20 protein-coding genes and 4 tRNA genes are annotated in these 18,998 nt (G+C 60.4%); 7 read left to right on the top strand and 17 right to left on the bottom strand.

Annotated features, from left to right (window positions below):
• Positions 1 to 366: 366 nt before the first annotated feature.
• The 6 genes from AD664_RS24780 to AD664_RS24755 are packed head-to-tail and all read right to left on the bottom strand — an operon-like array spanning position 367 to position 6,318.
• Positions 367 to 2,109, bottom strand: a complete 1,743-nt coding sequence (locus AD664_RS24780; protein WP_042728295.1) for an ABC transporter substrate-binding protein — start codon at positions 2,107 to 2,109, stop codon at positions 367 to 369.
• Positions 2,110 to 2,157: 48 nt separating this feature from the next.
• Positions 2,158 to 2,430, bottom strand: a complete 273-nt coding sequence (locus AD664_RS24775) for a DUF2160 domain-containing protein (RefSeq protein WP_042728294.1) — start codon at positions 2,428 to 2,430, stop codon at positions 2,158 to 2,160.
• Positions 2,431 to 2,440: 10 nt separating this feature from the next.
• Entirely contained in the window at positions 2,441 to 3,241 is an 801-nt protein-coding gene (locus AD664_RS24770; protein WP_053150812.1) for a carbohydrate ABC transporter permease, read from the bottom strand.
• A gap of 10 nt (positions 3,242 to 3,251) precedes the next feature.
• Positions 3,252 to 4,118: a carbohydrate ABC transporter permease gene (locus AD664_RS24765; protein ID WP_042728292.1), complete on the bottom strand. Its 867-nt coding sequence runs from the start codon at positions 4,116 to 4,118 to the stop codon at positions 3,252 to 3,254.
• Complete coding sequence (locus AD664_RS24760; RefSeq protein WP_053150809.1) at positions 4,115 to 5,224, bottom strand: ABC transporter ATP-binding protein; 1,110 nt, start codon at positions 5,222 to 5,224, stop codon at positions 4,115 to 4,117. The genes AD664_RS24765 and AD664_RS24760 overlap by 4 nt, the downstream gene beginning before the upstream one ends.
• A complete protein-coding gene (locus AD664_RS24755; RefSeq protein WP_053150806.1) occupies positions 5,224 to 6,318 on the bottom strand; it encodes an ABC transporter ATP-binding protein in 1,095 nt (364 codons plus the stop codon). The genes AD664_RS24760 and AD664_RS24755 overlap by 1 nt, the downstream gene beginning before the upstream one ends.
• A 423-nt stretch (positions 6,319 to 6,741) precedes the next feature.
• Here AD664_RS24755 and AD664_RS24750 point away from each other — a divergent pair, with 423 nt between their 5' ends.
• Complete coding sequence (locus AD664_RS24750) at positions 6,742 to 8,592, top strand: sigma-54-dependent Fis family transcriptional regulator (protein ID WP_053150796.1); 1,851 nt, start codon at positions 6,742 to 6,744, stop codon at positions 8,590 to 8,592.
• 128 nt (positions 8,593 to 8,720) lie between these two features.
• Here AD664_RS24750 and AD664_RS24745 read toward each other — a convergent pair whose 3' ends face one another.
• Positions 8,721 to 9,215, bottom strand: coding sequence for an anti-virulence regulator CigR family protein (locus tag AD664_RS24745; protein ID WP_053150794.1), 495 nt, complete (start codon positions 9,213 to 9,215; stop codon positions 8,721 to 8,723).
• Positions 9,216 to 9,495: 280 nt separating this feature from the next.
• Between AD664_RS24745 and AD664_RS24740 the strand changes: the two genes are divergently transcribed.
• Both AD664_RS24740 and AD664_RS24735 read left to right on the top strand, forming a co-directional pair.
• Positions 9,496 to 9,702 (top strand): hypothetical protein, encoded by a 207-nt coding sequence (locus tag AD664_RS24740; protein WP_053150792.1) that lies wholly within the window; start codon positions 9,496 to 9,498, stop codon positions 9,700 to 9,702.
• A 217-nt stretch (positions 9,703 to 9,919) separates the two neighbouring features.
• Entirely contained in the window at positions 9,920 to 10,351 is a 432-nt protein-coding gene (locus AD664_RS24735; RefSeq protein ID WP_053150789.1) for a DUF2628 domain-containing protein, read from the top strand.
• A gap of 268 nt (positions 10,352 to 10,619) precedes the next feature.
• Here AD664_RS24735 and AD664_RS24730 read toward each other — a convergent pair whose 3' ends face one another.
• The gene (locus tag AD664_RS24730) at positions 10,620 to 10,820 is read right to left on the bottom strand and encodes a hypothetical protein (protein ID WP_053150787.1); all 201 of its coding nucleotides are present in this window, start codon (positions 10,818 to 10,820) and stop codon (positions 10,620 to 10,622) included.
• Between the two features lie 300 nt (positions 10,821 to 11,120).
• On the bottom strand, positions 11,121 to 11,564 hold the full coding sequence (locus tag AD664_RS24725) for a PACE efflux transporter (protein WP_053150784.1): 444 nt from the start codon (positions 11,562 to 11,564) through the stop codon (positions 11,121 to 11,123).
• Positions 11,565 to 11,670: 106 nt separating this feature from the next.
• On the opposite strand from AD664_RS24725, the gene AD664_RS24720 reads away from it, so the two are divergent.
• On the top strand, positions 11,671 to 12,570 hold the full coding sequence (locus tag AD664_RS24720; RefSeq protein ID WP_053150781.1) for a LysR substrate-binding domain-containing protein: 900 nt from the start codon (positions 11,671 to 11,673) through the stop codon (positions 12,568 to 12,570).
• 25 nt (positions 12,571 to 12,595) lie between these two features.
• Here the strand turns inward: AD664_RS24720 and AD664_RS24715 are convergent, their stop codons facing one another.
• Positions 12,596 to 12,796 carry a hypothetical protein gene (locus AD664_RS24715; protein ID WP_042728282.1) on the bottom strand — a complete coding sequence of 67 codons (201 nt, stop codon included), beginning with the start codon at positions 12,794 to 12,796 and terminating at the stop codon, positions 12,596 to 12,598.
• 162 nt (positions 12,797 to 12,958) lie between these two features.
• Here AD664_RS24715 and AD664_RS24710 point away from each other — a divergent pair, with 162 nt between their 5' ends.
• Both AD664_RS24710 and AD664_RS24705 read left to right on the top strand, forming a co-directional pair.
• The gene (locus tag AD664_RS24710) at positions 12,959 to 13,387 is read left to right on the top strand and encodes an HD domain-containing protein (RefSeq protein ID WP_053150777.1); all 429 of its coding nucleotides are present in this window, start codon (positions 12,959 to 12,961) and stop codon (positions 13,385 to 13,387) included.
• A 71-nt stretch (positions 13,388 to 13,458) separates the two neighbouring features.
• Positions 13,459 to 13,797: a YceK/YidQ family lipoprotein gene (locus tag AD664_RS24705; protein WP_053150773.1), complete on the top strand. Its 339-nt coding sequence runs from the start codon at positions 13,459 to 13,461 to the stop codon at positions 13,795 to 13,797.
• A gap of 160 nt (positions 13,798 to 13,957) precedes the next feature.
• Here the strand turns inward: AD664_RS24705 and AD664_RS24700 are convergent, their stop codons facing one another.
• Positions 13,958 to 14,602 carry a hypothetical protein gene (locus AD664_RS24700; RefSeq protein WP_053150770.1) on the bottom strand — a complete coding sequence of 215 codons (645 nt, stop codon included), beginning with the start codon at positions 14,600 to 14,602 and terminating at the stop codon, positions 13,958 to 13,960.
• 149 nt (positions 14,603 to 14,751) lie between these two features.
• Positions 14,752 to 14,828: transfer RNA gene (locus AD664_RS24695), tRNA-Val, on the bottom strand.
• 183 nt (positions 14,829 to 15,011) lie between these two features.
• Here AD664_RS24695 and AD664_RS24690 point away from each other — a divergent pair.
• Entirely contained in the window at positions 15,012 to 16,295 is a 1,284-nt protein-coding gene (locus AD664_RS24690; RefSeq protein WP_053150766.1) for an FAD-binding oxidoreductase, read from the top strand.
• Between the two features lie 187 nt (positions 16,296 to 16,482).
• Here AD664_RS24690 and AD664_RS24685 read toward each other — a convergent pair.
• From AD664_RS24685 to AD664_RS24665, 5 genes are all read right to left on the bottom strand, one after another.
• Positions 16,483 to 16,559 (bottom strand) — tRNA-Asp (locus AD664_RS24685).
• Positions 16,560 to 16,646: 87 nt separating this feature from the next.
• Positions 16,647 to 16,723: transfer RNA gene (locus AD664_RS24680), tRNA-Asp, on the bottom strand.
• Positions 16,724 to 16,781: 58 nt separating this feature from the next.
• Positions 16,782 to 16,857: transfer RNA gene (locus AD664_RS24675), tRNA-Val, on the bottom strand.
• A 159-nt stretch (positions 16,858 to 17,016) separates the two neighbouring features.
• Entirely contained in the window at positions 17,017 to 17,790 is a 774-nt protein-coding gene (locus AD664_RS24670; protein ID WP_053150763.1) for an SDR family oxidoreductase, read from the bottom strand.
• Entirely contained in the window at positions 17,787 to 18,998 is a 1,212-nt protein-coding gene (locus AD664_RS24665; protein WP_042728274.1) for an O-succinylhomoserine sulfhydrylase, read from the bottom strand. The genes AD664_RS24670 and AD664_RS24665 overlap by 4 nt, the downstream gene beginning before the upstream one ends.

Raw genomic sequence — 18,998 nt, 5'->3', positions numbered from 1 at the left:
GCAGCGAATCAAGCACCTGCAAACACCACCACCCCCCTGTGGGAGCGAGCTTGCTCGCGATGGCGGTGGGTCTGTTTGCTGAGCTGCTGGATGGGCTGGCGCCTTCGCGGGCAAGCCCGCTCCCACAGATGAGTGCAGTGAATCAAGCACCTGCAAACACCACCAAACCCCTGTGGGAGCGGGCTTGCTCGCGAAAGCGCTGGATCAGCTTGCAAAGATGTCGGATGTACCGCCCCCTTCGCGGGCAAGCCCGCTCCCACAAGGCTCGCGCCAGCCGCAAGGCTCGAATCCACCCCAATCAACCAGGGGGCTGGACGAAAAAAAACGGCACCTCTCGGTGCCGTTTGTCTTTCACTGTCAGACGCTTTACTTGCGGGCCGCTTCCCACGACTTCAGCAGTTCGCTGTAGCTCACGGTCTCACCTTTAGGCTTCTCGTTCGCCAGCTTCGGCTTCGGTGCGCCCGGTTGATCGAACCAGTACTGCGCGTCGCGCTCCGGGTTCATTTTCGGGGCGCAGGTGGCCTGGGCCTTGGAGCGTTCCAGGCGCGTCATGATCGCGTCCTGGTCCTTGGCCAAGCCGTCGAGCGCCTGTTGCGGGGTCTTCTCGCCGCTGGCCGCTTCGGCGATGTGGCTCCACCACAGTTGCGCGAGGCGCGGATAGTCCGGCACGTTGGTCCCGGTCGGGGTCCATTGCACGCGGGCCGGGCTGCGGTAGAACTCCACCAGGCCACCGAGCTTGGGCGCCAGGTCGGTCATCGCCTGCGAGTTGATGTCCGACTCACGAATCGGCGTCAGGCCGACGATGGTCTTCTTCAGCGACACCGTTTTCGACGTCACGAACTGCGCGTACAGCCAGGCCGCCAATTTCTGCTTCTCAGGCGTGGACTTCATGAACGTCCAGGAACCCACGTCCTGATAGCCCAGCTTCATGCCCTCTTCCCAGTACGGACCACGCGGCGAAGGCGCCATGCGCCATTTCGGCGTGCCGTCGGCGTTGACCACCGGCAGACCCGGCTTGGTCATGTCGGCGGTGAAAGCGGTGTACCAGAAGATCTGCTGGGCGATGTTGCCCTGGGACGGCACCGGGCCGGACTCGGAGAACGTCATGCCCGCCGCTTCCGGTGGCGCGTACTTCTTCAGCCAGTCGACGTATTTGGTGGTGGCGAACACCGCCGCCGGGCCGTTGGTATCGCCACCACGGGTGACGCTGGAACCGACCGGATGGCAGTCCTCGACACGAATGCCCCACTCGTCCACCGGCAAGCCGTTGGGCAGGCCCTTGTCGCCGCCACCAGCCATGGAGAACCAGGCATCGGTGAAGCGCCAGCCCAGGGACGGGTCTTTCTTGCCGTAGTCCATGTGGCCGTAGACGCGCTTGCCGTCGATTTCCTTGACGTCTTCGCTGAAGAACTTGGCGATGTCTTCATAAGCCGACCAGTTGACCGGTACGCCCAGCTCGTAGCCGTACTTCTCCTTGAACTTGGCCTTCAGGTCCGCACGCTCGAACCAGTCGGCGCGGAACCAGTAGAGGTTGGCGAACTGCTGGTCGGGCAGTTGATACAGCTTGCCGTCCGGCGCGGTGGTGAACGAGGTGCCGATGAAGTCCTTGAGGTCCAGGGTCGGCGAAGTGAAGTTCTTGCCTTCGTTGGCCATCAGGTCGGTGATCGATTCAGTCTTGCCGTAGCGAAAGTGCGTACCAATGAGGTCCGAATCGTTGACCCAGCCGTCATAGATATTTTTGTCCGACTGCATCACCGTCTGCATCTTTTCCACCACGTCGCCTTCTTGCAGCAGGTCGTGGGTCAACTGGATCCCGGTGATTTCGGTGAAGGCCTTGGCCAGTACCTTGGACTCGTATTCGTGGGTGGTGAGGGTTTCCGACACCACGTTGATCTTCATGCCACGAAACGGCTCGGCGGCCTTGATGAACCACTTGAGCTCTTCGAGCTGCTGCTCGGCTGTCAAGGTTGACGGTTTGAATTCACTGCCGATCCATTTTTTAGCGGCGTCTTCATAGGCGTCAGCCCAGGCCACAGCGCTCAAGCCGCTGAGTGCCAGTGCGGCTGCCAATGAAACGCTATGTCGCAGCTTATTGTTTTTATTGAACATAGAGACCTCCTGTTTGGATTTGAGAGCCTGATCGTCAAATACGCGCGACTAGCCCCACCGCATCACTGCCAACAGCCACACCCAAGACAGCGCGAACGCTGTCCAGATGCTCCAGTCGGTGGCGCCGATGACCAGCAGATGCAGGTAGGCGCTACCGAGAAGACCGATAAACAACCGATCGCCACGGGTCGTGGTAATCGGCAGGAAACCACGCCGAGGGATGCTCGGCGAACGCAACTCCCAAGTGGTCATGCCGATCAGGAACAAGGCGATGACCCCAAAAAAAGCCGCCGTCGGGACGGTCCAGTTCATCCATTCCATCATCGACTCCTCAGACCCGGCCCAGGGCAAAGCCCTTGGCCACATGGTTGCGAACGAACCAGATCACCAGCATGCCCGGCAGGATGGTCAACACCCCCGCCGCCGCCAGCACGCCCCAGTCGATACCGGACGCCGACACGGTGCGGGTCATGACCGCGGCGATCGGCTTGGCATTGACCGAGGTGAGCGTGCGGGCCAGCAACAATTCGACCCAGGAAAACATGAAGCAGAAGAACGCCGTCACACCGATGCCGGAGCCGATCAACGGGATGAAGATCTTGGCGAAGAACTTGGGGAAACTGTAGCCGTCAATGTAGGCGGTCTCGTCAATTTCTTTCGGCACCCCGGACATGAAGCCTTCGAGGATCCACACCGCCAGCGGCACGTTGAACAGGCAGTGGGCCAGGGCCACGGCGATGTGGGTGTCGAACAGCCCGATGGACGAATACAGCTGGAAAAACGGCAGCAGGAACACCGCCGGCGGCGCCATGCGGTTGGTGAGCAGCCAGAAGAACAGGTGCTTGTCCCCCAGGAACCGGTAGCGCGAGAACGCATAGGCCGCCGGCAGCGCCACGGCCAGGGAAATCACCGTGTTCAGGCTCACGTAGTACAGCGAGTTGAGGTAACCGGTGTACCAGCTCGGGTCGGTGACGATCACCTTGTAGTTGTGGAAAGTGAAGTCCTGGGGCCACAGGGTCAGGCTGCCGAGGATCTCGGTGTTGCTCTTGAACGACATGTTCAGCAGCCAGTAGATGGGCACCAGCAGGAACAGGATGTAGATCAGCAATGGAACCAGCTTTTTCTTGCTCATCGTGCGGGCCTCAACGGTTGGCGTCGGAGTGCGTCATGGCGGTATAGAACAGCCACGACACCAACAGAATGATCAGGAAGTACACCAGGGAAAACGCCGCTGCCGGGCCCAGGTCGAATTGGCCGATGGCCATCTGCGTCAGGGTCTGGCTCAGGAACGTGGTGGCGTTGCCCGGCCCGCCGCCGGTGAGCACGAAGGGCTCGGTGTAGATCATGAAACTGTCCATGAAACGCAGCATCACCGCGATCAACAGCACGCTCTTCATCTTCGGCAACTGGATGTGCCGGAACACCGCCCAGTTGGAGGCCCGGTCGATCCGCGCCGCCTGGTAATACACGTCGGGAATCGCCCGCAGCCCCGAGTAGCAGAGCAAGGCCACCAGAGACGTCCAGTGCCAGACGTCCATCACCAGCACGGTGACCCAGGCGTCCATGGTGTTGGCCGCATAGTTGTAGTTGATGCCCAGGGCGTTGAGGCTCGAACCCAGCAGGCCGATGTCGGCGCGGCCGAAGATCTGCCAGATGGTGCCCACCACGTTCCACGGAATCAGCAACGGAATCGCCAGGATGATCAGCACCAGGGACGACCACTTGCCCTTGGTCGGCATGGTCAGGGCGATGGCGATGCCCAGCGGGATCTCGATCAGCAGCACGCACGCCGAGTAGATGAACTGGCGCAGCAACGAGTCGTGCAGGCGTGGGTCGAGCAGCACCTGCTTGTACCAGTCGGCGCCAACGAAGTAGCGGCTGGACTGGTCGAAGATGTCCTGTACCGAGTAGTTGACCACCGTCATCATCGGGATCACGGCACTGAACGCCACCAGCAGGAATACCGGCAGCACCAGCCACCAGGCCTTGTTGTTCTGCACCTTGTTCATGGCTGCACCTCGCTCAACGGTTCCAGCAGGTATTCATCGGCATAGACCATCAGCCATTGAGCCGGAAAACTGATGTACGCGGTGCCTTCCGGCACAGGCTTGTCTTCGGCCAGGCGCACTTTCAAAGGCGCGCCATCGAGGTTGAGGGTCAGGATCTTGTAGGTGCCCAGGTCTTCGACGTGGACGACTTGCGCGCGCATCGCATCGTCGTAGGGGCCGTCCCAGACATGGACGAACTCCGGCCGAATACCGACCTTCAGGCGCTTGCCCTGGGCCTCGGCCACGCGCTGTTGCAGGGGGGCCGACAAAGGCAGGTGGGTCGAGGCAAAACCGACGCCTCCGGGTTGCGCCGTGACCTCGATGAGGTTCATCCCCGGGCTGCCGATGAAATAGCCGACGAAGGTGTGGCTCGGACGCTCGAACAAGTCACGGGGCGTGCCGAACTGCACGATCTGGCCGCCATACATCACGGCGATCTTGTCGGCGAAGGTAGACGCCTCCAACTGGTCGTGGGTGACGTAGACCATGGTGATGTTGAACTGCTCATGGATCTGCTTGAGCTTGCGCCGCAGTTTCCATTTCAGGTGCGGGTCGATCACCGTCAGCGGTTCGTCGAAGAGGATCGCCGACACGTCGTCGCGCACCAGCCCGCGGCCCATGGAGACCTTCTGCTTTTCGTCGGCGGTGAGGTTGCGCGCCTTCTTGTCCAGCAGGTTCTGCAAGTCGAGGACTTCGGCGATTTCCTGCACCTTGGTGTGGATCCGCGCCTCGGCCAGCCCCTGGTTACGCAGCGGGAACGCCAGGTTGTCGAACACCGTCATGGTGTCGTAGACCACCGGGAACTGGAACACCTGGGCGATGTTGCGCCGCTCCGGGCTCAGTTCGTTGACGGCCTTGCCGTCGAACAGCACCTGGCCCTCGGACGGGCTGAGCAGGCCGGAAATGATGTTGAGCAAAGTGGATTTGCCACAGCCCGAAGGCCCGAGCAAGGCATAGGCACCGCCCTGCTCCCAGATGTGGTTCATCTCACGGATGGCGTAGTCCTCGGGGCTCGCCGGGGTGCTGGTGTAGCTGTGGGCGAGGTTCTGCAAGCGAATTTCGGCCATCAGGCAACCCTCGCGATACGCTGGCCCGGCGCCTGGACCAACTTGCCCTGGGCATCGAAGACAAACAGTTTATGGGTAGGGATGTAGATGCGGATCGGCGCATCCACGTCGTATTCATGGACGCCGGGCAAGTGCAGCACCAGCAGGAAATGCTCGTTGCGCACATGCAGGAACGTTTCCGAACCACTGATCTCGGCCACCTCCACGGTCACCGCCAGTTCGAGGTCGTCGTCGTTGCTCGGCACCAGGGAAATATGGCTGGGGCGCACGCCGAAACGGAACTCACCCTCGCCCACCGGCCGCAGGTCGACGTTCAGGGGGAAGTGCACGAAATTGGCGAAACTCACCTCATTGCCGGCAATGCGGCCCGGCATGAGGTTGATCGGCGGCTCGGAAAACAGCTCGGCGGCCAGCACGGTTTGCGGCTGGTGGTACACCGAGGACGATTTGCCGCTCTGAATGACCCGGCCTTCGTGCAGGATCGTGGTGGTACCGCCCAGGGCCAAGGCCTCGTTGGGCTCGGTGGTGGCGTAGACGGCGATGGTGTGGCGGGCCTGGAACAACTCGCGCATTTCCTGGCGAAGTTCCTCGCGCAGCTTGTAGTCGAGGTTCACCAGCGGCTCGTCGAACAGAATCAGCTCGGCGTCCTTGACCAAGGCCCGGGCCATGGCGGTGCGCTGCTGCTGGCCGCCGGACAGCTCCAGCGGGTGGCGCTTGAGGAACTTCTCGATGCGCAACATCCTGGCGGTTTGCAGCACCTTGTCCTGGATCACCTCGTCGGACACACCCGCCTGGCGCAGCGGCGAGGCGATGTTTTCGAAGACGGTCATGGTCGGGTAATTGATGAACTGCTGATAGACCATCGACACGTTACGCAGCCGCACGGGCTTGTTCGTGACGTCGACGCTGTTCATCAGCACGCGTCCGCTGTCGGGCTTGTCCAACCCGGCCATCAAGCGCATGAGGCTGGTCTTGCCGGACAGCGTGCGGCCCAGCAGGACGTTGAAGGATCCGGGTTCGAAATTCAGGTTGGCATCGTCGATCCAGGTCTGGCCTTCGACGGTGCGACAGATGTGCTCAAGCTTTAATGACATGGCTCGGCCTTTTTATTATTTGGAGTCAAGCGACCCGAGCTTCAAAGCGAAAGCCGTGCCAGAAAATGCAAGCCATTGATCTAGCTGCGTCTGCCTGGGATTTCTCAAAAAAACGTGTTCGTTGATGAACAAAAGTGAACAACTCGGATTGAACAACTGAACAGTTCGAGCCTTGACAATGAACAAATTTGAACAACACTGACTGGAATGCTTTAGCCGGGCCGCAGGCAATCCTCCTGTGGGAGCGGGCTTGCCCGCGAAGCGGTGTATCAGCCGAGACTTGTCTAGCTGAGCCACCGCTTTCGCGAGCAAGCCCGCTCCTACATGGGAATGTGAATTGAGTCTTATCCAGACCTGCCCCTGCACAAGGAGTATGTGCGAGACTCACCACCACAATAAAAACAGCACCTGCGAGAGTGCCCCATGGCCGCACCTGCCCCCGCCTTGTCCCACGAGGCCATCATCCAGGCCTCCTGGTCCCGTTGCCGCGCCTTCGGCCTGAACCATCAGAGCGTACCGGCCTTCGACCCGTTGCCCGCCGATGGCATCGCCCAGTTGCTGGAGAGCCAGCACTCACTGGTGCAGACCACCCACCAGGAAGTCTTGCCGTACTACGAGAACATCCTGAGCAATTCCAATTGCCTGATCATGCTGGCCGACAACCAGGGCCAAGTTCTGACCTCCTGGGGCACCCAGCGCTTCATCGAGCCCAAGCTGGCCCACGGCTTCAGCGCCGGGGCGAGCTGGATGGAACGCTGCACCGGCACCAATGCCATCGGCACCGCGCTGGCCTGCGAGCAGGCCGTGCACATCGAGCACGATGAACATTTCCTCAAGGCCAACCGTTTCATGACCGGCTCCGCCGCGCCGATCTTCGACGCCGAGCGCAAGGTCATCGCCGTGCTGGACGTCTCCAGCGACAGCTACCTGCCGCCCTCCCACACCCTGGGCATGGTCAAGATGATGAGCCAGACCGTGGAGAACCGGCTGATCCTCAACCTGTTTCGCGGCGAACACTTCCAGCTGACCTTCAACACCGGGCTGAACAACCTGGACAGCCAATGGGCCGGGCTGCTGATCTTCGACGAGAGTGGCCAGGTGCTTTCCGCCAACCGCCGGGCCGACAACCTGCTGGGCCTGAGCCTGTCACGGGTCAGCATCGAAAGCCTGTTCAAGGTCTCGTTGCTGGAACTGCTGAACCAGCCCGATGGCCTGCCGTTCGCCCTGCAAGCGTCCGGACGCAATCGCTTCCAGTGCCTGCTCCGGCGGCCGAGCCAGGTCTCGATCAAGGCGCGGGTGTTCACCGAAGCGCCCCCTTCACCGGTCCCCGCGCCTGCCGCCAACATCATCAGCCTCAACACCCTACACTTCGGTGACAGCCGTGTGGAAAAAGCTGTGCGCCAGGCCGAGCGCCTGCTGGAAAAAGACATCCCGCTGCTGATCCATGGCGAGACCGGCGTCGGCAAGGAAGTGTTCGTCAAGGCCCTTCACCAGGCCAGCTCGCGATGCAAACAACCGTTCATTGCCGTCAACTGCGCGGCGATTCCCGCCGAGTTGGTGGAGTCGGAACTGTTCGGCTACGAAAAAGGCGCCTTCACCGGCGCCAATCAAAAGGGCAGCATCGGCCTGATCCGCAAGGCCGACCGCGGCACGCTGTTCCTCGACGAGATCGGCGACATGCCCCTGCCGACCCAGGCCCGGCTGCTGCGGGTGTTGCAAGAGCGCTGCGTGCAACCGGTAGGCAGCGCCGAGCTGTTCCCGGTGGATATCCGCATCATTTCCGCCACCAACCGCTCGCTGCGCGAACAGGTGCAACTGGGGCGCTTTCGCGAAGACCTCTATTACCGCATCGGCGGCCTGACCCTGGAACTGCCGCCCCTGCGCGAGCGCAACGATAAGCAGGCGCTGTTCAAGCGCCTCTGGGAACACCACCGTGAACCGACCCAATGGGCCGGCCTGAGTCAAGAAGTGCTGGAGTTGTTCGACCGCCACCCGTGGCCGGGTAACCTGCGGCAGGTCAGCAGCGTACTGCAAGTCGCCCTGGCCATGGCCGAGGAACAGCCGATCCGTCCCGAGCACCTGCCCGACGATTTCTTCGTCGACCTGGAAATGGAGCCGATGCAAACCCCGGAACCGCTGACCGTGGACCTCAACGACGCCGAGGACCTGAACCGCCAGTTGCAAGCGGCCGGCGGGAACATCTCGCACTTGGCGCGACGGCTGGGGGTCAGCCGCAACACCTTGTACAAGCGCCTGCGCCAACTTGAAAACTGAGACGAAACCTGTGGGAGCGAGCTTGCTCGCGATAGCGTCAGTTCAGCCAATAATGCAGTAATTGACAGGCCGTCATCGCGAGCAGGCTCGCTCCCACATAAGGTTCGTTTCACTGACTGTCCAACGCGTCAGTCGAACGCGCCGTTCAGCACTTCATAGATAATGCCGCTGGCGATGGCCACCAGGATCAGGTCGGTGCCCACCTGCTGCCATTCATAACCGTCGTAGTGCGGCAACCGGCCCAATAGGCGTGAATCGAGTTTCTTGGCGATGCCCGGTGGCAGCGGCTTGCCCCGGGCGAGGTTTTTCTGGATCCCCGGCGGCAACGCAGGCCCCGGACTCCAGTAGTCACGATAGCCACCGATCACACCCAGCACGCCGCCGCGGTCGATACTGGGGCCGTTATGCCAGTCGCCGCCACCCCGGTTACCCTGCCCTCCCGGGTTGCCTTGATTGCCCTGACCGCCCTTGTGGCCTTGCCCTCCCTTGCCTTGGCCATGGCCGGCCCCTTGGTCGAATGGGGCATTGCCCTTGCCGTTACCTGGGTCTGCCACGACAATCCCAGGCCCGGCCACCAAGGCGAAGCAGGTCAGTACAGCCATCAACGAGCGCGATTCAAACATGATGGTTCTCACTAAAAAGGAAAAATGGCTGCCTATATAGATAGACGCCAAGGATGATATTAGTCGCCTATCACGCTACACGCCGCTGGCATGGCTGTTGGTCGCCGTGCTGACGGCTTCCCACGGCAAACCGCCATCCGTCGCCTCTCCAATAACAAGATCAACCGGTGATCGTGTCTGGCTTAGGGTTTGCTTCGGCTTGCTCCAGCAGCCAAGAACGACGTGATTCTGACGCGGCGGCAAATCAATCAAGGCTAGGGTCAGCAAACGGAGATGTACCGTGTCAACTCTCAACGAAATCGCAGCGAACCACGCGAGAATGGCAAAGGCAAAGCAAGAAGAGTCGATACGGCTGGGTGCGCTCCAGGGGCAAATAGTCGGTAGCTTTGAAATTCCGCCGATCGAGGCGAAACAATCGATACCGCTGCACTTCATGGCGGGTGTACCGGAACACGTGTTCACAGAAACGGCTGCGCTGGCTTTCTGACGAACGCGGCAATGCTGTTCCTTGTGGCGAGGCTTGTGTCCCTCGCCACGGATTCGTGCCTCAGGTTCCAGCCCCGCCATACAGTGATGCCCGTCACAGACTCAATCGCTGCTCCTGCTACCAGAGGCATTTTTCCAGCCGAACGATATATAAAGCCGAGCACAGGACTTCTCGGAAGAACAACGTCGTTTAATGGAAACACCAGGAGCAGCAAAAAATGAGCGCAACCGAACACGTGCACAACAGCGCAAAATACAGCGCCAAATGGCAGGAACGCTTCAACTTCTTTGACACCTATGGCGCGCCCAACGACCCGCGCTACAAGGAGGCCCTCAAGCAGTTGCCTGGCTTCAAGAAAAAAATCCTCATCAATGCCAACGTGATCGCGTTTTTCTTCGGTCCCATCTACCTGTTCGTACTGGGCCTGTGGAAAAAGAACCTGGCCCTGCTGGGCATCATATTGTTGGTCAACCTTGTACTGAGCGTGTTCTTCGCGGCCCTGGGCATGGACTTCCCCAAGCCACTGAACGCCGGCCTGAACGGTGCCACCTCGGTGATGTACGCCATCCTGACCAACTACGCCTACTACTTGAAAGAAGTCAAAGGCGAGCAAGGCTGGAACCCGTTCCAGGGCATGGGTTTGCGATAGCGATTTTGCTTGGCGAGGGCCCGCACTTCTCCACGGACGTGCGGGCCCTCGCGCCTCAAGCTATTGAGGCCCGCGAAACTGATGACGGGTATTGCCACTCACGACGTTGTCGAAGTAATTCTTGAACGCCTCTTCGAACAAGGCTGAGGCGGGGAACACGAACAGTGGATGTTCAGGTACTCAATAGCATCAGGGAAACCGGCGCAGGCCAGACTTGGGGCTCAAAAAAACCCGGCGCAGTGGCCGGGCTTCAGGGGCAAAAGCATCATCATCGAGGGTCGGGATGCTCGGTCGTCACCGAATCGGCGGCATTCACATCGGACATATCCTCTTCGACAGGTGCGTCGTCGTCCGGCGGCAGCGGGACTTCAGGCGCATCCTTGCTGGGGTCGTGACCTGTTTCGTTATCCGTGCCGCGCGTGACTTCCTGCTGGGACCTGTTTCCAGGCGCATTTTCGTCGATTTCCATGCTGGCTCTCCATTCTGGCGCGCGGGACAGCCGCGCTAAAACATAAGAGCCAGTGGAACATTGCAAGTGCTGGGCAATGGATGAACGGCGCAAGGCGTTGTGGGGGGCTCGGCCGTTCTATTCCAGCACTCACGAAGAGCCGGGCGGAATGCCGTCCTTGTTGAAATCCTTCAGACGCTCACGCTCTTGCTCAGTGGCATGAGCCGGCGTGTCATTCTTGGGTTGTTGCTGGTCTTTTTCATCTGCCATGGCGTTGCCCTCCAAGTGATACCCCGTTGGGCTGCCTGCGGTACCGGCAGTTCAATTTGTTTCGAGTGGCCGGGCAGGCTGCGCCGAGAGCGGAACATCGAAAACCCGATCAAACGCCCACTGGAACACCAGCGAATAAAAAAAGAAGAACACGAACAATCCCAGGTTGGTCACCAGCGCCAGCCACAGGCTGATGCCCAGCCACGCCGCGATCACCGGGGTAAGGATCAGGGTCAAGCCACCTTCGAATCCCAACGCGTGAAGCAACCGTCGCCGCCAACTGCGATGACGGTTGTGCTGACGGCGCTCCCACCATTCGAACAGACCGTTAAAAAGCATGTTCCAGGCCAGTGCGACGGCAGAAATCACCAGTGACAACAGGGTTGAATACCCCATGCCCTGGCCATAGATCAGCGCCAGCGCCGGTGCCACGAACAGCACACCGCCGGCTTCATAGAGTACGGCCTGGAGGATTTTACGGGGCGCGCCTTGCATGGTGTGATCTCCTGTTGGCAGTGCGAGACCACAGCCTGGCAAGTTGAGCCGACGCGTACAAATGAGCTAAATTGAGCCACGCTCAACCCGAGTAATCCCGCCGCCCATGTTTGCCAAACTGCCCCTCACCGCCTTGCGCGGCTTCGAGTCTGCCGCACGGCTGGGCAGCTTCAAGGCGGCGGCCCAGGAGCTGCACGTCAGCCCGGCGGCGATCTCCCATCAAGTCAAGAGCCTCGAGGCATTCCTGGGCGTGCGTTTGTTCGAGCGCTCCAGCCAGAACGTGCGCCTGAGCGCCGACGGCGAGCGCCTTCACCCACAACTGCACCGCGCCCTGCTGGACATCCAGCACGGCTTACAGGCGCTTTCACCGCCCTGCGCTTCACAATCGCTGGTGGTGAGCACCACCCCGGCGTTCGCCAGCCTGTGGCTGATCCCTCGGCTCGGGGATTTTCATCGGTTATACCCGGACATCGACGTGAGGCTGCACAGCAGCAACGAGGTGGTCGACCTGCTCCGCGACGCCAGCATCGACCTGGCCATCCGCGCCCAGTTCACGCCTGATCCTCAGTTGTTCCAGCAACCGTTGCTGGAAGAGCTCTTCGGCGCCTACTGCCGCCCCGACTGGCAACCGCCCACCGCCGGCTCATCCATGGAGCTGATCGACGTGCCCTGGTTGAGCAGTTCAAGCGCAGCGGTCGATTGGCCGACCTGGTGCGCCAAGGCAGGCACCCCGGACTGGTTGGATAACGCGCGCTTTCGACGCTATGACGAGGAACAGCACGCCCTGCAGGCCGCCATCGTCGGGCATGGACTGGTGCTTGCCAGCAATGTATTGGTTGCCGAAGCGGTCGCACGTGGACAACTGGTCGGCTATCGGCCTGACGTTCGCCTGGCTGGCGCGCGATACAGCGCAGTGTGCGTGCCGGGGCGGGAGCGCCAGTCGGTGGTGCACGGGTTCAGTGAGTGGTTGCGGGAACAGGCGCTCATGGCGCAGGCGGAGCATTAACCCGGGGCCCTACACTGTCTTCAGGTCAATGAAGGACCCTGCGGCTCTCGCCAATCCTGATGCGATCGAGGGCCCTGTTCAAAGCATCCAAAGCGCCCAATAGCGCCTTCGCCTCGGCTTCCCGACCATCGCCCCAAAGACGTTCCGCCATCTTGTTCAACGCCTGGATAGAGCGCTCAATGTCGGCAGCCGTCACGGCGGTGCTTTCCTGATGTTTCTTCGGCATTGCCTTACTCTCTTCGGAACCTGGATCAAGACGCTCCACTGTACGCTGGGCTCAAGTGCGAGCCGAGCCCTATACTTGCGCTGGACTTCCCGAACGTCTACCCAAAACGCGCCCTGGGAGATGACCGATAGGAAACCATGGACTGACTAGGGGAAGCGAGCAATGAGTACGCTTGAAAGAGCAATATCGATTTCCGCGCTGGCCCATGAAGGGCAAGCCGATAAAGGGGGGGCTCCTTATATCCTGCACCCGTTGAAAGTCATGTTGCGTCTATCCGGTGACGAAGAACGCATTGTCGCGGTGTTGCACGACGTCGTCGAAGACACTGCGGTTACCTTGGCAGACCTGCGCGATGCAGGCTTCAGCGAAGCGACGCTTAACGCCATCGATTCACTCACCAAGCGCGACGGCGAACCCTATCAGGCCTTTATCGAACGCGCCGCACGTGACCCTGTGGCGCGCCGGGTGAAACTGGCCGACCTGACGGAGAACAGCGACTTGTCACGCCTGGGCACGCCCAGCCAAAAAGATTTGGAGCGCATAGCGAAGTACCGCGAGGCCATCGATTACTTGATGACGCTAGAACGATAAGCGCTACGGCAACCTTGCGCCTTGAGAACAAAAAGATCGAATCTATTTTTCATTCGAAAGGAGTCGATTCAATGAATTTCAGAAGCATGCTTTGGATATTTGCGGCCGCTTCGGCCTCGGGCTGCGGAACAATCAATACAACCTTTCGAGATGATGCCGTGGCCAGCAATAAACTGGCTCGCTGGCAGTCCCACTGTGATGCCGTGCCGAGAATCTACAGCGGTGCCGTCTTTGATTACTGCACCCTGGACGCGGAACCACGCCAAAGTACCGGTTTCGATGGACAACCCGCTCCAACCCTTATTGTTCTGGACATGGGCGTTTCAGCAATAACAGACACGCTCTTGTTGCCCTACACTCTCTATTTGCAAAACCAGCATGGCGATATCAAGAAAGCTCGTTTCGAATAGCGAGGCAAACGGCTATACCGCGCTCCGGTGACTTGACGCCGTGTTCGCGCACGATCTCACATCGCTCTCTCTTTTTTGCGCAATGCAAAAGTCCCGATCCAGGTCGTGGCTTTCTCGTTTCTGACAAATGCAAATCCGGCTCGATGGCGAGCCGCACCTGTTAGTTTTTGCAGACCGCCTGCGCGGGCGCAACAGGTGTCAGCTTTTTGGGAATAACCATTGAAGTACCTGGCAAAGAGACGAGTTCGAAAATCCCCAGCATGCAAATAAACGCTTGACCGCCGTTCGTGTTGAGCCTGCTGCTCACTCCCGCCAACGCTTCATAGTCTTTCCCGGCCTCCAGCTTGTAAACGAGTGCCTGTCCACTGCAGGAAGAGTAAGTGCTGCCATAGCCACCGATGGTCGCGCCCAGGGTTGCAATTTGGAATGGCAGATCAGTCCTGACGCGGTACTCGGTTACGACTTCTTTATAAGCACCTTCCCCCATCCGAATTGCAGGAATGTAATCGATAAGCGTGGGCGCAACTCTTTTCGGCATACCAAGGCTCGCCGACTTTTGGGGCTGCTGCGGATAGTTGATGTTCGCCGTACCGTCACGCCCGAAACGTCCGGCTTCAGCCATCTTGTGACGTGTAGCAGGAGCACAACTGCCAACGATGCTGTCTCCGAACACACTGGAATTCGTGATTACCCGAACGCGCGCCAGGTCCTCTGATTGAGCAGGCTCTTCGTATGGAACTGAAGGTATTCCTGAGCAACCAGCAAGTGCTGCAGCAAAAAAACTTACGAAAGTGACAACCCGCATGATCATTTCCTTATGCGATCAAAGATGTCCCCTGTATTGGAGAGAACACCCTAGACTATCGAGCCCAGCATTTTCCAAATCGCAGACAACAAAAAAGGGCCCACCTTTCGGTGAGCCCTTCTAGACCGCCCAGCAGAGCGGATTTTGTTTGGTAGGCGCGATTGGACTCGAACCAACGACCCCCACCATGTCAAGGTGGTGCTCTAACCAACTGAGCTACGTGCCTGCTGTGAGGCGGCATTCTACGGAATTCCGAAGGGGTGTCAACACCTTTTTTTCACCTAACCCTATGAATATGCAAAATATTTAATTTCGCCCACGCGACGAAGATTTTGCAGTGGCTGGCGGCCGATTTTTATCTCGGGTAGGATCGGCGCATTCGTAAAAAATATAAAACAGAGGTTGCAGAATGGCGAACACATCCTACCCAGCGTCCTATTATGCCGCGTCGGCCAACCCGGCTCCGTCGCGCCCAGCCCTGCAGGGTGAGGTCGAGACGGATGTGTGTGTAATCGGTGCGGGGTACACCGGCCTGTCCTCTGCGCTGTTCCTACTGGAAAACGGCTTCAAGGTCACCGTCCTTGAAGCGGCCAAGGTGGGCTTTGGTGCGTCGGGTCGCAACGGCGGGCAGATCGTCAACAGCTATAGCCGTGACATCGATGTGATCGAACGCAGCGTCGGCCCTCAACAGGCGCAACTGCTGGGCAACATGGCGTTCGAGGGCGGACGGATCATTCGGGAACGGGTGGCGAAATATCAGATTCAGTGCGATTTGAAGGACGGTGGCGTGTTTGCCGCCCTGACCGCCAAGCAGATGGGCCACCTGGAGTCGCAGAAGCGCTTATGGGAGCGTTTCGGGCATACCCAGCTGGAGTTGCTGGATCAGCGTCGCATTCGCGAGGTAGTGGCTTGTGAGGAGTATGTGGGCGGCATGCTGGACATGAGCGGCGGGCATATCCATCCACTGAACCTGGCCTTGGGTGAAGCAGCGGCCGTCGAGTCGCTCGGCGGGGTCATCCATGAGCAGTCACCGGCAGTGCGTATCGAGCGCGGTGCCAGCCCCGTCGTGCACACGCCTCAGGGCAAGGTGAGGGCCAAGTTCATCATCGTGGCCGGCAATGCTTATCTGGGCAACCTGGTGCCGGAGCTAGCAGCCAAATCCATGCCGTGCGGCACCCAAGTGATTGCCACCGAGCCCTTGGGAGACGAATTGGCCCAGAGCCTGCTGCCGCAGGATTACTGCGTCGAAGACTGCAATTACCTGCTCGACTACTACCGGCTGACCGGCGACAAGCGCCTGATCTTCGGAGGCGGCGTGGTGTACGGCGCGAGGGACCCGGCGAATATCGAGGCGATCATCCGGCCGAAAATGCTCAAGGCGTTTCCTCAGCTCAAACAGGTGAAGATCGACTACGCCTGGACCGGAAACTTCCTACTGACGTTGTCGCGTCTTCCTCAGGTCGGGCGCCTGGGGGACAACATCTACTATTCCCAGGGCTGCAGCGGCCATGGCGTGACCTACACGCACCTGGCAGGCAAGGTCCTGGCCGAAGCGCTACGTGGTCAGGCTGAGCGTTTTGATGCGTTTGCCGACCTGCCCCACTACCCGTTCCCCGGCGGCCAATTGCTGCGTACGCCGTTTGCGGCGATGGGTGCATGGTATTACGGGCTGCGGGATAGACTTGGGTTCTGAGGCCAGCGCCCCAGCGTTCGCAGGACCACAGAAGGGCTGCCAAGCAGCCCGCTGGGCACGGCAAGCAAAAGCCGAATGACAGAAACAAAAAACCCCGGTCTTTCGACCAGGGTTTTTGCTATCGATCAGAAGAAGCCCTTGGCGTTCTTCCTGGCTTCAAGGCGTTCAGTGGGCCTCGAAGCAGATATGGCGCAGCGGACGGGACTCGAACCCGCGACCCCCGGCGTGACAGGCCGGTATTCTAACCGACTGAACTACCGCTGCGTATCGCTGTGGACTTGCGTCCAGTTGACTCATCTGACCAACCCCTTGGGCTTGATCTCGAACCAGGCGAACCTGCTTCGGAAAATATGGCGCAGCGGACGGGACTCGAACCCGCGACCCCCGGCGTGACAGGCCGGTATTCTAACCGACTGAACTACCGCTGCGCGTCGGTGGAGGCTTTTGACAGCTTCCATCTTGCTTTCGCAAGACTCTCTTGGAACATGGTGGGTGATGACGGGATCGAACCGCCGACATTCTGCTTGTAAGGCAGACGCTCTCCCGGCTGAGCTAATCACCCTTTGCTTCGCTGAGGCCGCGAAATTTACGCAGGTACCGAAGCTAAGTCAATAGCAGGATTGGTTTTTTTCAAAAACAACTTGGAGCGGCAAGCTTCAAGCGGCAAGTCAGAAGCGCCGACACCACACAGTCGCTTGCAGCTTGCCGCTTACAGCTGCTCTCATTCATAAATCATCTTCTTGGTCATGCCGCCGTCCACCACGAACTCCTGGCCCGTGACAAAACCGGCATTGCGCGACAACAGCCATGCCACCATCGCCGCCACGTCCTCCACGGTCCCTACCCTGCCCGCCGGATGTTGGGCGTGGTCGGAATCGGTGAGTGGCTCTGCACGACGCTGCGAAGGGTCGCGCGCATCGATCCAGCCAGGGCTGACGGCGTTGACGCGGATCTCCGGCCCGAGGCTGATCGCCAGGGCATGGGTCAGGGCCAGCAGGCCGCCCTTGCTCGCCGCATAGGCTTCGGTGTCCGGTTCCGATTGTGCGGCGCGGGTCGAGGCCAGGTTGACGATCGCGCCGTTGTGGGCACGCAGGTACGGCGCACAATGCTTGGCCAGCAGCATCGGCCCACCCAGGTTCACCGCCAGGACCCGATTCCAGTAGGCCAGGTCCAGGCTTTCCAGGGTGATGTTGTGCGGGTCGGCAATGGCCGCATTGCACACCAGCGCGTCGAGACGGCCAAACTGACCGAGCACCTCGGCGATACCGGTGGCGACCTGCGCCTCGTCCGCCACGTCCATGGCGATGAACCAGGCGTTGTCGCCCAGGGTCTTCGCAACCTTGGAACCGCGCTCGCGATCCAGGTCGGTCAGCACCACTTGCCAGCCTTCGCAGATCAACCAGGCAGCAATGCCCAGGCCGATGCCCCGCGCGGCCCCCGTGACCAGTGCAACCCGGCCGTGAGTGCCGCCCGGCGGCGTTGCCAACTCGATCACAAGGCCGCCAACCCGCGACCCAGGTCGGCTTGCAGGTCGGCCACGTCTTCCAGACCGACCGCTACGCGGATCAGGCTGTCACGAATACCCGCCGCTTCACGCTCCTGGGGCGACAGGCGACCATGGGACGTGGTGCTCGGGTGGGTAATGGTGGTCTTGCTATCGCCCAGGTTGGCGGTGATGGAAATCAACCGGGTCGCGTCGATGAAGCGCCAGGCGCCCTCCTTGCCCCCCTTGACCTCGAAACTCACCACCGCACCAAAGCCGCGCTGCTGGCGCTGGGCCAGGTCATGCTGCGGATGACTCTTGAGACCCGCGTAATGGACCTTCTCGATACCGTCCTGTTGTTCCAGCCATTCGGCCAGGGCCTGGGCGTTGGCACAGTGCGCCTTCATACGCAGGCCCAGGGTTTCCAGACCCTTGAGGAAGATCCAGGCGTTGAACGGACTGAGGGTCGGCCCGGCAGTGCGCAGGAAACCCACCACTTCCTTCATCTGCTCGCCGCGACCGGCTACCACGCCACCCATGCACCGGCCCTGGCCGTCGATGAACTTGGTCGCCGAATGCACCACCACGTCAGCCCCCAGTTTCAGCGGTTGTTGCAACGCCGGGGTGCAGAAGCAGTTGTCGACCACCAGCATGGCGCCCTTGGCATGGGCGACTTCCGCCAGGGCGGCAATGTCCACCAGCTCGGCCAGGGGGTTGGACGGCGATTCAACGAACAACAACTTGGTGTTGGGCTTGATCGCCGCGTCCCAGCCGGACAGGTCCGCCAGGGGTACGTAGTCGACTTCCACGCCAAAGCGCTTGAAGTATTTTTCGAACAGGCTGATGGTCGAGCCGAAGACACTGCGCGAGACCAGGACATGGTCGCCGGCGCTGCACAGGCTCATCACCACCGCCATGATCGCCGCCATGCCGGTAGCGGTAGCGACCGCTTGCTCGGCGCCTTCCAGGGCGGCAATGCGCTCTTCGAAAGCGCGCACTGTCGGGTTGGTGTAGCGCGAGTAGACGTTGCCTGGCACCTCGCCAGCAAACCGCGCTGCCGCGTCGGCGGCCGTGCGGAATACGTAGCTGGAGGTAAAGAACATCGGATCGCCATGTTCGGCTTCCGGTGTCCGGTGCTGACCCGCGCGCACCGCCAGGGTGTCGAACGCTACGCCCTCAAGGTCGCTGTCCAGCCGACCGGCATCCCAATCCTGACTCAT

The sequence above is a fragment of the Pseudomonas sp. P97.38 genome, from assembly GCF_001269745.1.
GTDB lineage: Bacteria > Pseudomonadota > Gammaproteobacteria > Pseudomonadales > Pseudomonadaceae > Aquipseudomonas > Aquipseudomonas chlororaphis_E.
This window is presented reverse-complemented; position numbering and strand designations above follow the sequence as displayed.

Excerpts from the sequence above, each read along its gene's own strand:
- AD664_RS24745 (WP_053150794.1), bottom strand. The coding sequence starts at position 9,215 with ATGTTTGAATCGCGCTCGTTGATGGCTGTACTGACCTGCTTCGCCTTG.
- AD664_RS24720 (WP_053150781.1), top strand. The coding sequence starts at position 11,671 with ATGTTTGCCAAACTGCCCCTCACCGCCTTGCGCGGCTTCGAGTCTGCC.
- AD664_RS24730 (WP_053150787.1), bottom strand. The coding sequence starts at position 10,820 with ATGGAAATCGACGAAAATGCGCCTGGAAACAGGTCCCAGCAGGAAGTC.
- AD664_RS24755 (WP_053150806.1), bottom strand. The coding sequence starts at position 6,318 with ATGTCATTAAAGCTTGAGCACATCTGTCGCACCGTCGAAGGCCAGACC.
- AD664_RS24725 (WP_053150784.1), bottom strand. The coding sequence starts at position 11,564 with ATGCAAGGCGCGCCCCGTAAAATCCTCCAGGCCGTACTCTATGAAGCC.
- AD664_RS24710 (WP_053150777.1), top strand. The coding sequence starts at position 12,959 with ATGAGTACGCTTGAAAGAGCAATATCGATTTCCGCGCTGGCCCATGAA.
- AD664_RS24770 (WP_053150812.1), bottom strand. The coding sequence starts at position 3,241 with ATGAGCAAGAAAAAGCTGGTTCCATTGCTGATCTACATCCTGTTCCTG.
- AD664_RS24735 (WP_053150789.1), top strand. The coding sequence starts at position 9,920 with ATGAGCGCAACCGAACACGTGCACAACAGCGCAAAATACAGCGCCAAA.
- AD664_RS24705 (WP_053150773.1), top strand. The coding sequence starts at position 13,459 with ATGAATTTCAGAAGCATGCTTTGGATATTTGCGGCCGCTTCGGCCTCG.
- AD664_RS24690 (WP_053150766.1), top strand. The coding sequence starts at position 15,012 with ATGGCGAACACATCCTACCCAGCGTCCTATTATGCCGCGTCGGCCAAC.
- AD664_RS24750 (WP_053150796.1), top strand. The coding sequence starts at position 6,742 with ATGGCCGCACCTGCCCCCGCCTTGTCCCACGAGGCCATCATCCAGGCC.
- AD664_RS24765 (WP_042728292.1), bottom strand. The coding sequence starts at position 4,118 with ATGAACAAGGTGCAGAACAACAAGGCCTGGTGGCTGGTGCTGCCGGTA.
- AD664_RS24760 (WP_053150809.1), bottom strand. The coding sequence starts at position 5,224 with ATGGCCGAAATTCGCTTGCAGAACCTCGCCCACAGCTACACCAGCACC.
- AD664_RS24665 (WP_042728274.1), bottom strand. The coding sequence starts at position 18,998 with ATGAGTCAGGATTGGGATGCCGGTCGGCTGGACAGCGACCTTGAGGGC.
- AD664_RS24775 (WP_042728294.1), bottom strand. The coding sequence starts at position 2,430 with ATGGAATGGATGAACTGGACCGTCCCGACGGCGGCTTTTTTTGGGGTC.
- AD664_RS24700 (WP_053150770.1), bottom strand. The coding sequence starts at position 14,602 with ATGCGGGTTGTCACTTTCGTAAGTTTTTTTGCTGCAGCACTTGCTGGT.
- AD664_RS24780 (WP_042728295.1), bottom strand. The coding sequence starts at position 2,109 with ATGTTCAATAAAAACAATAAGCTGCGACATAGCGTTTCATTGGCAGCC.
- AD664_RS24715 (WP_042728282.1), bottom strand. The coding sequence starts at position 12,796 with ATGCCGAAGAAACATCAGGAAAGCACCGCCGTGACGGCTGCCGACATT.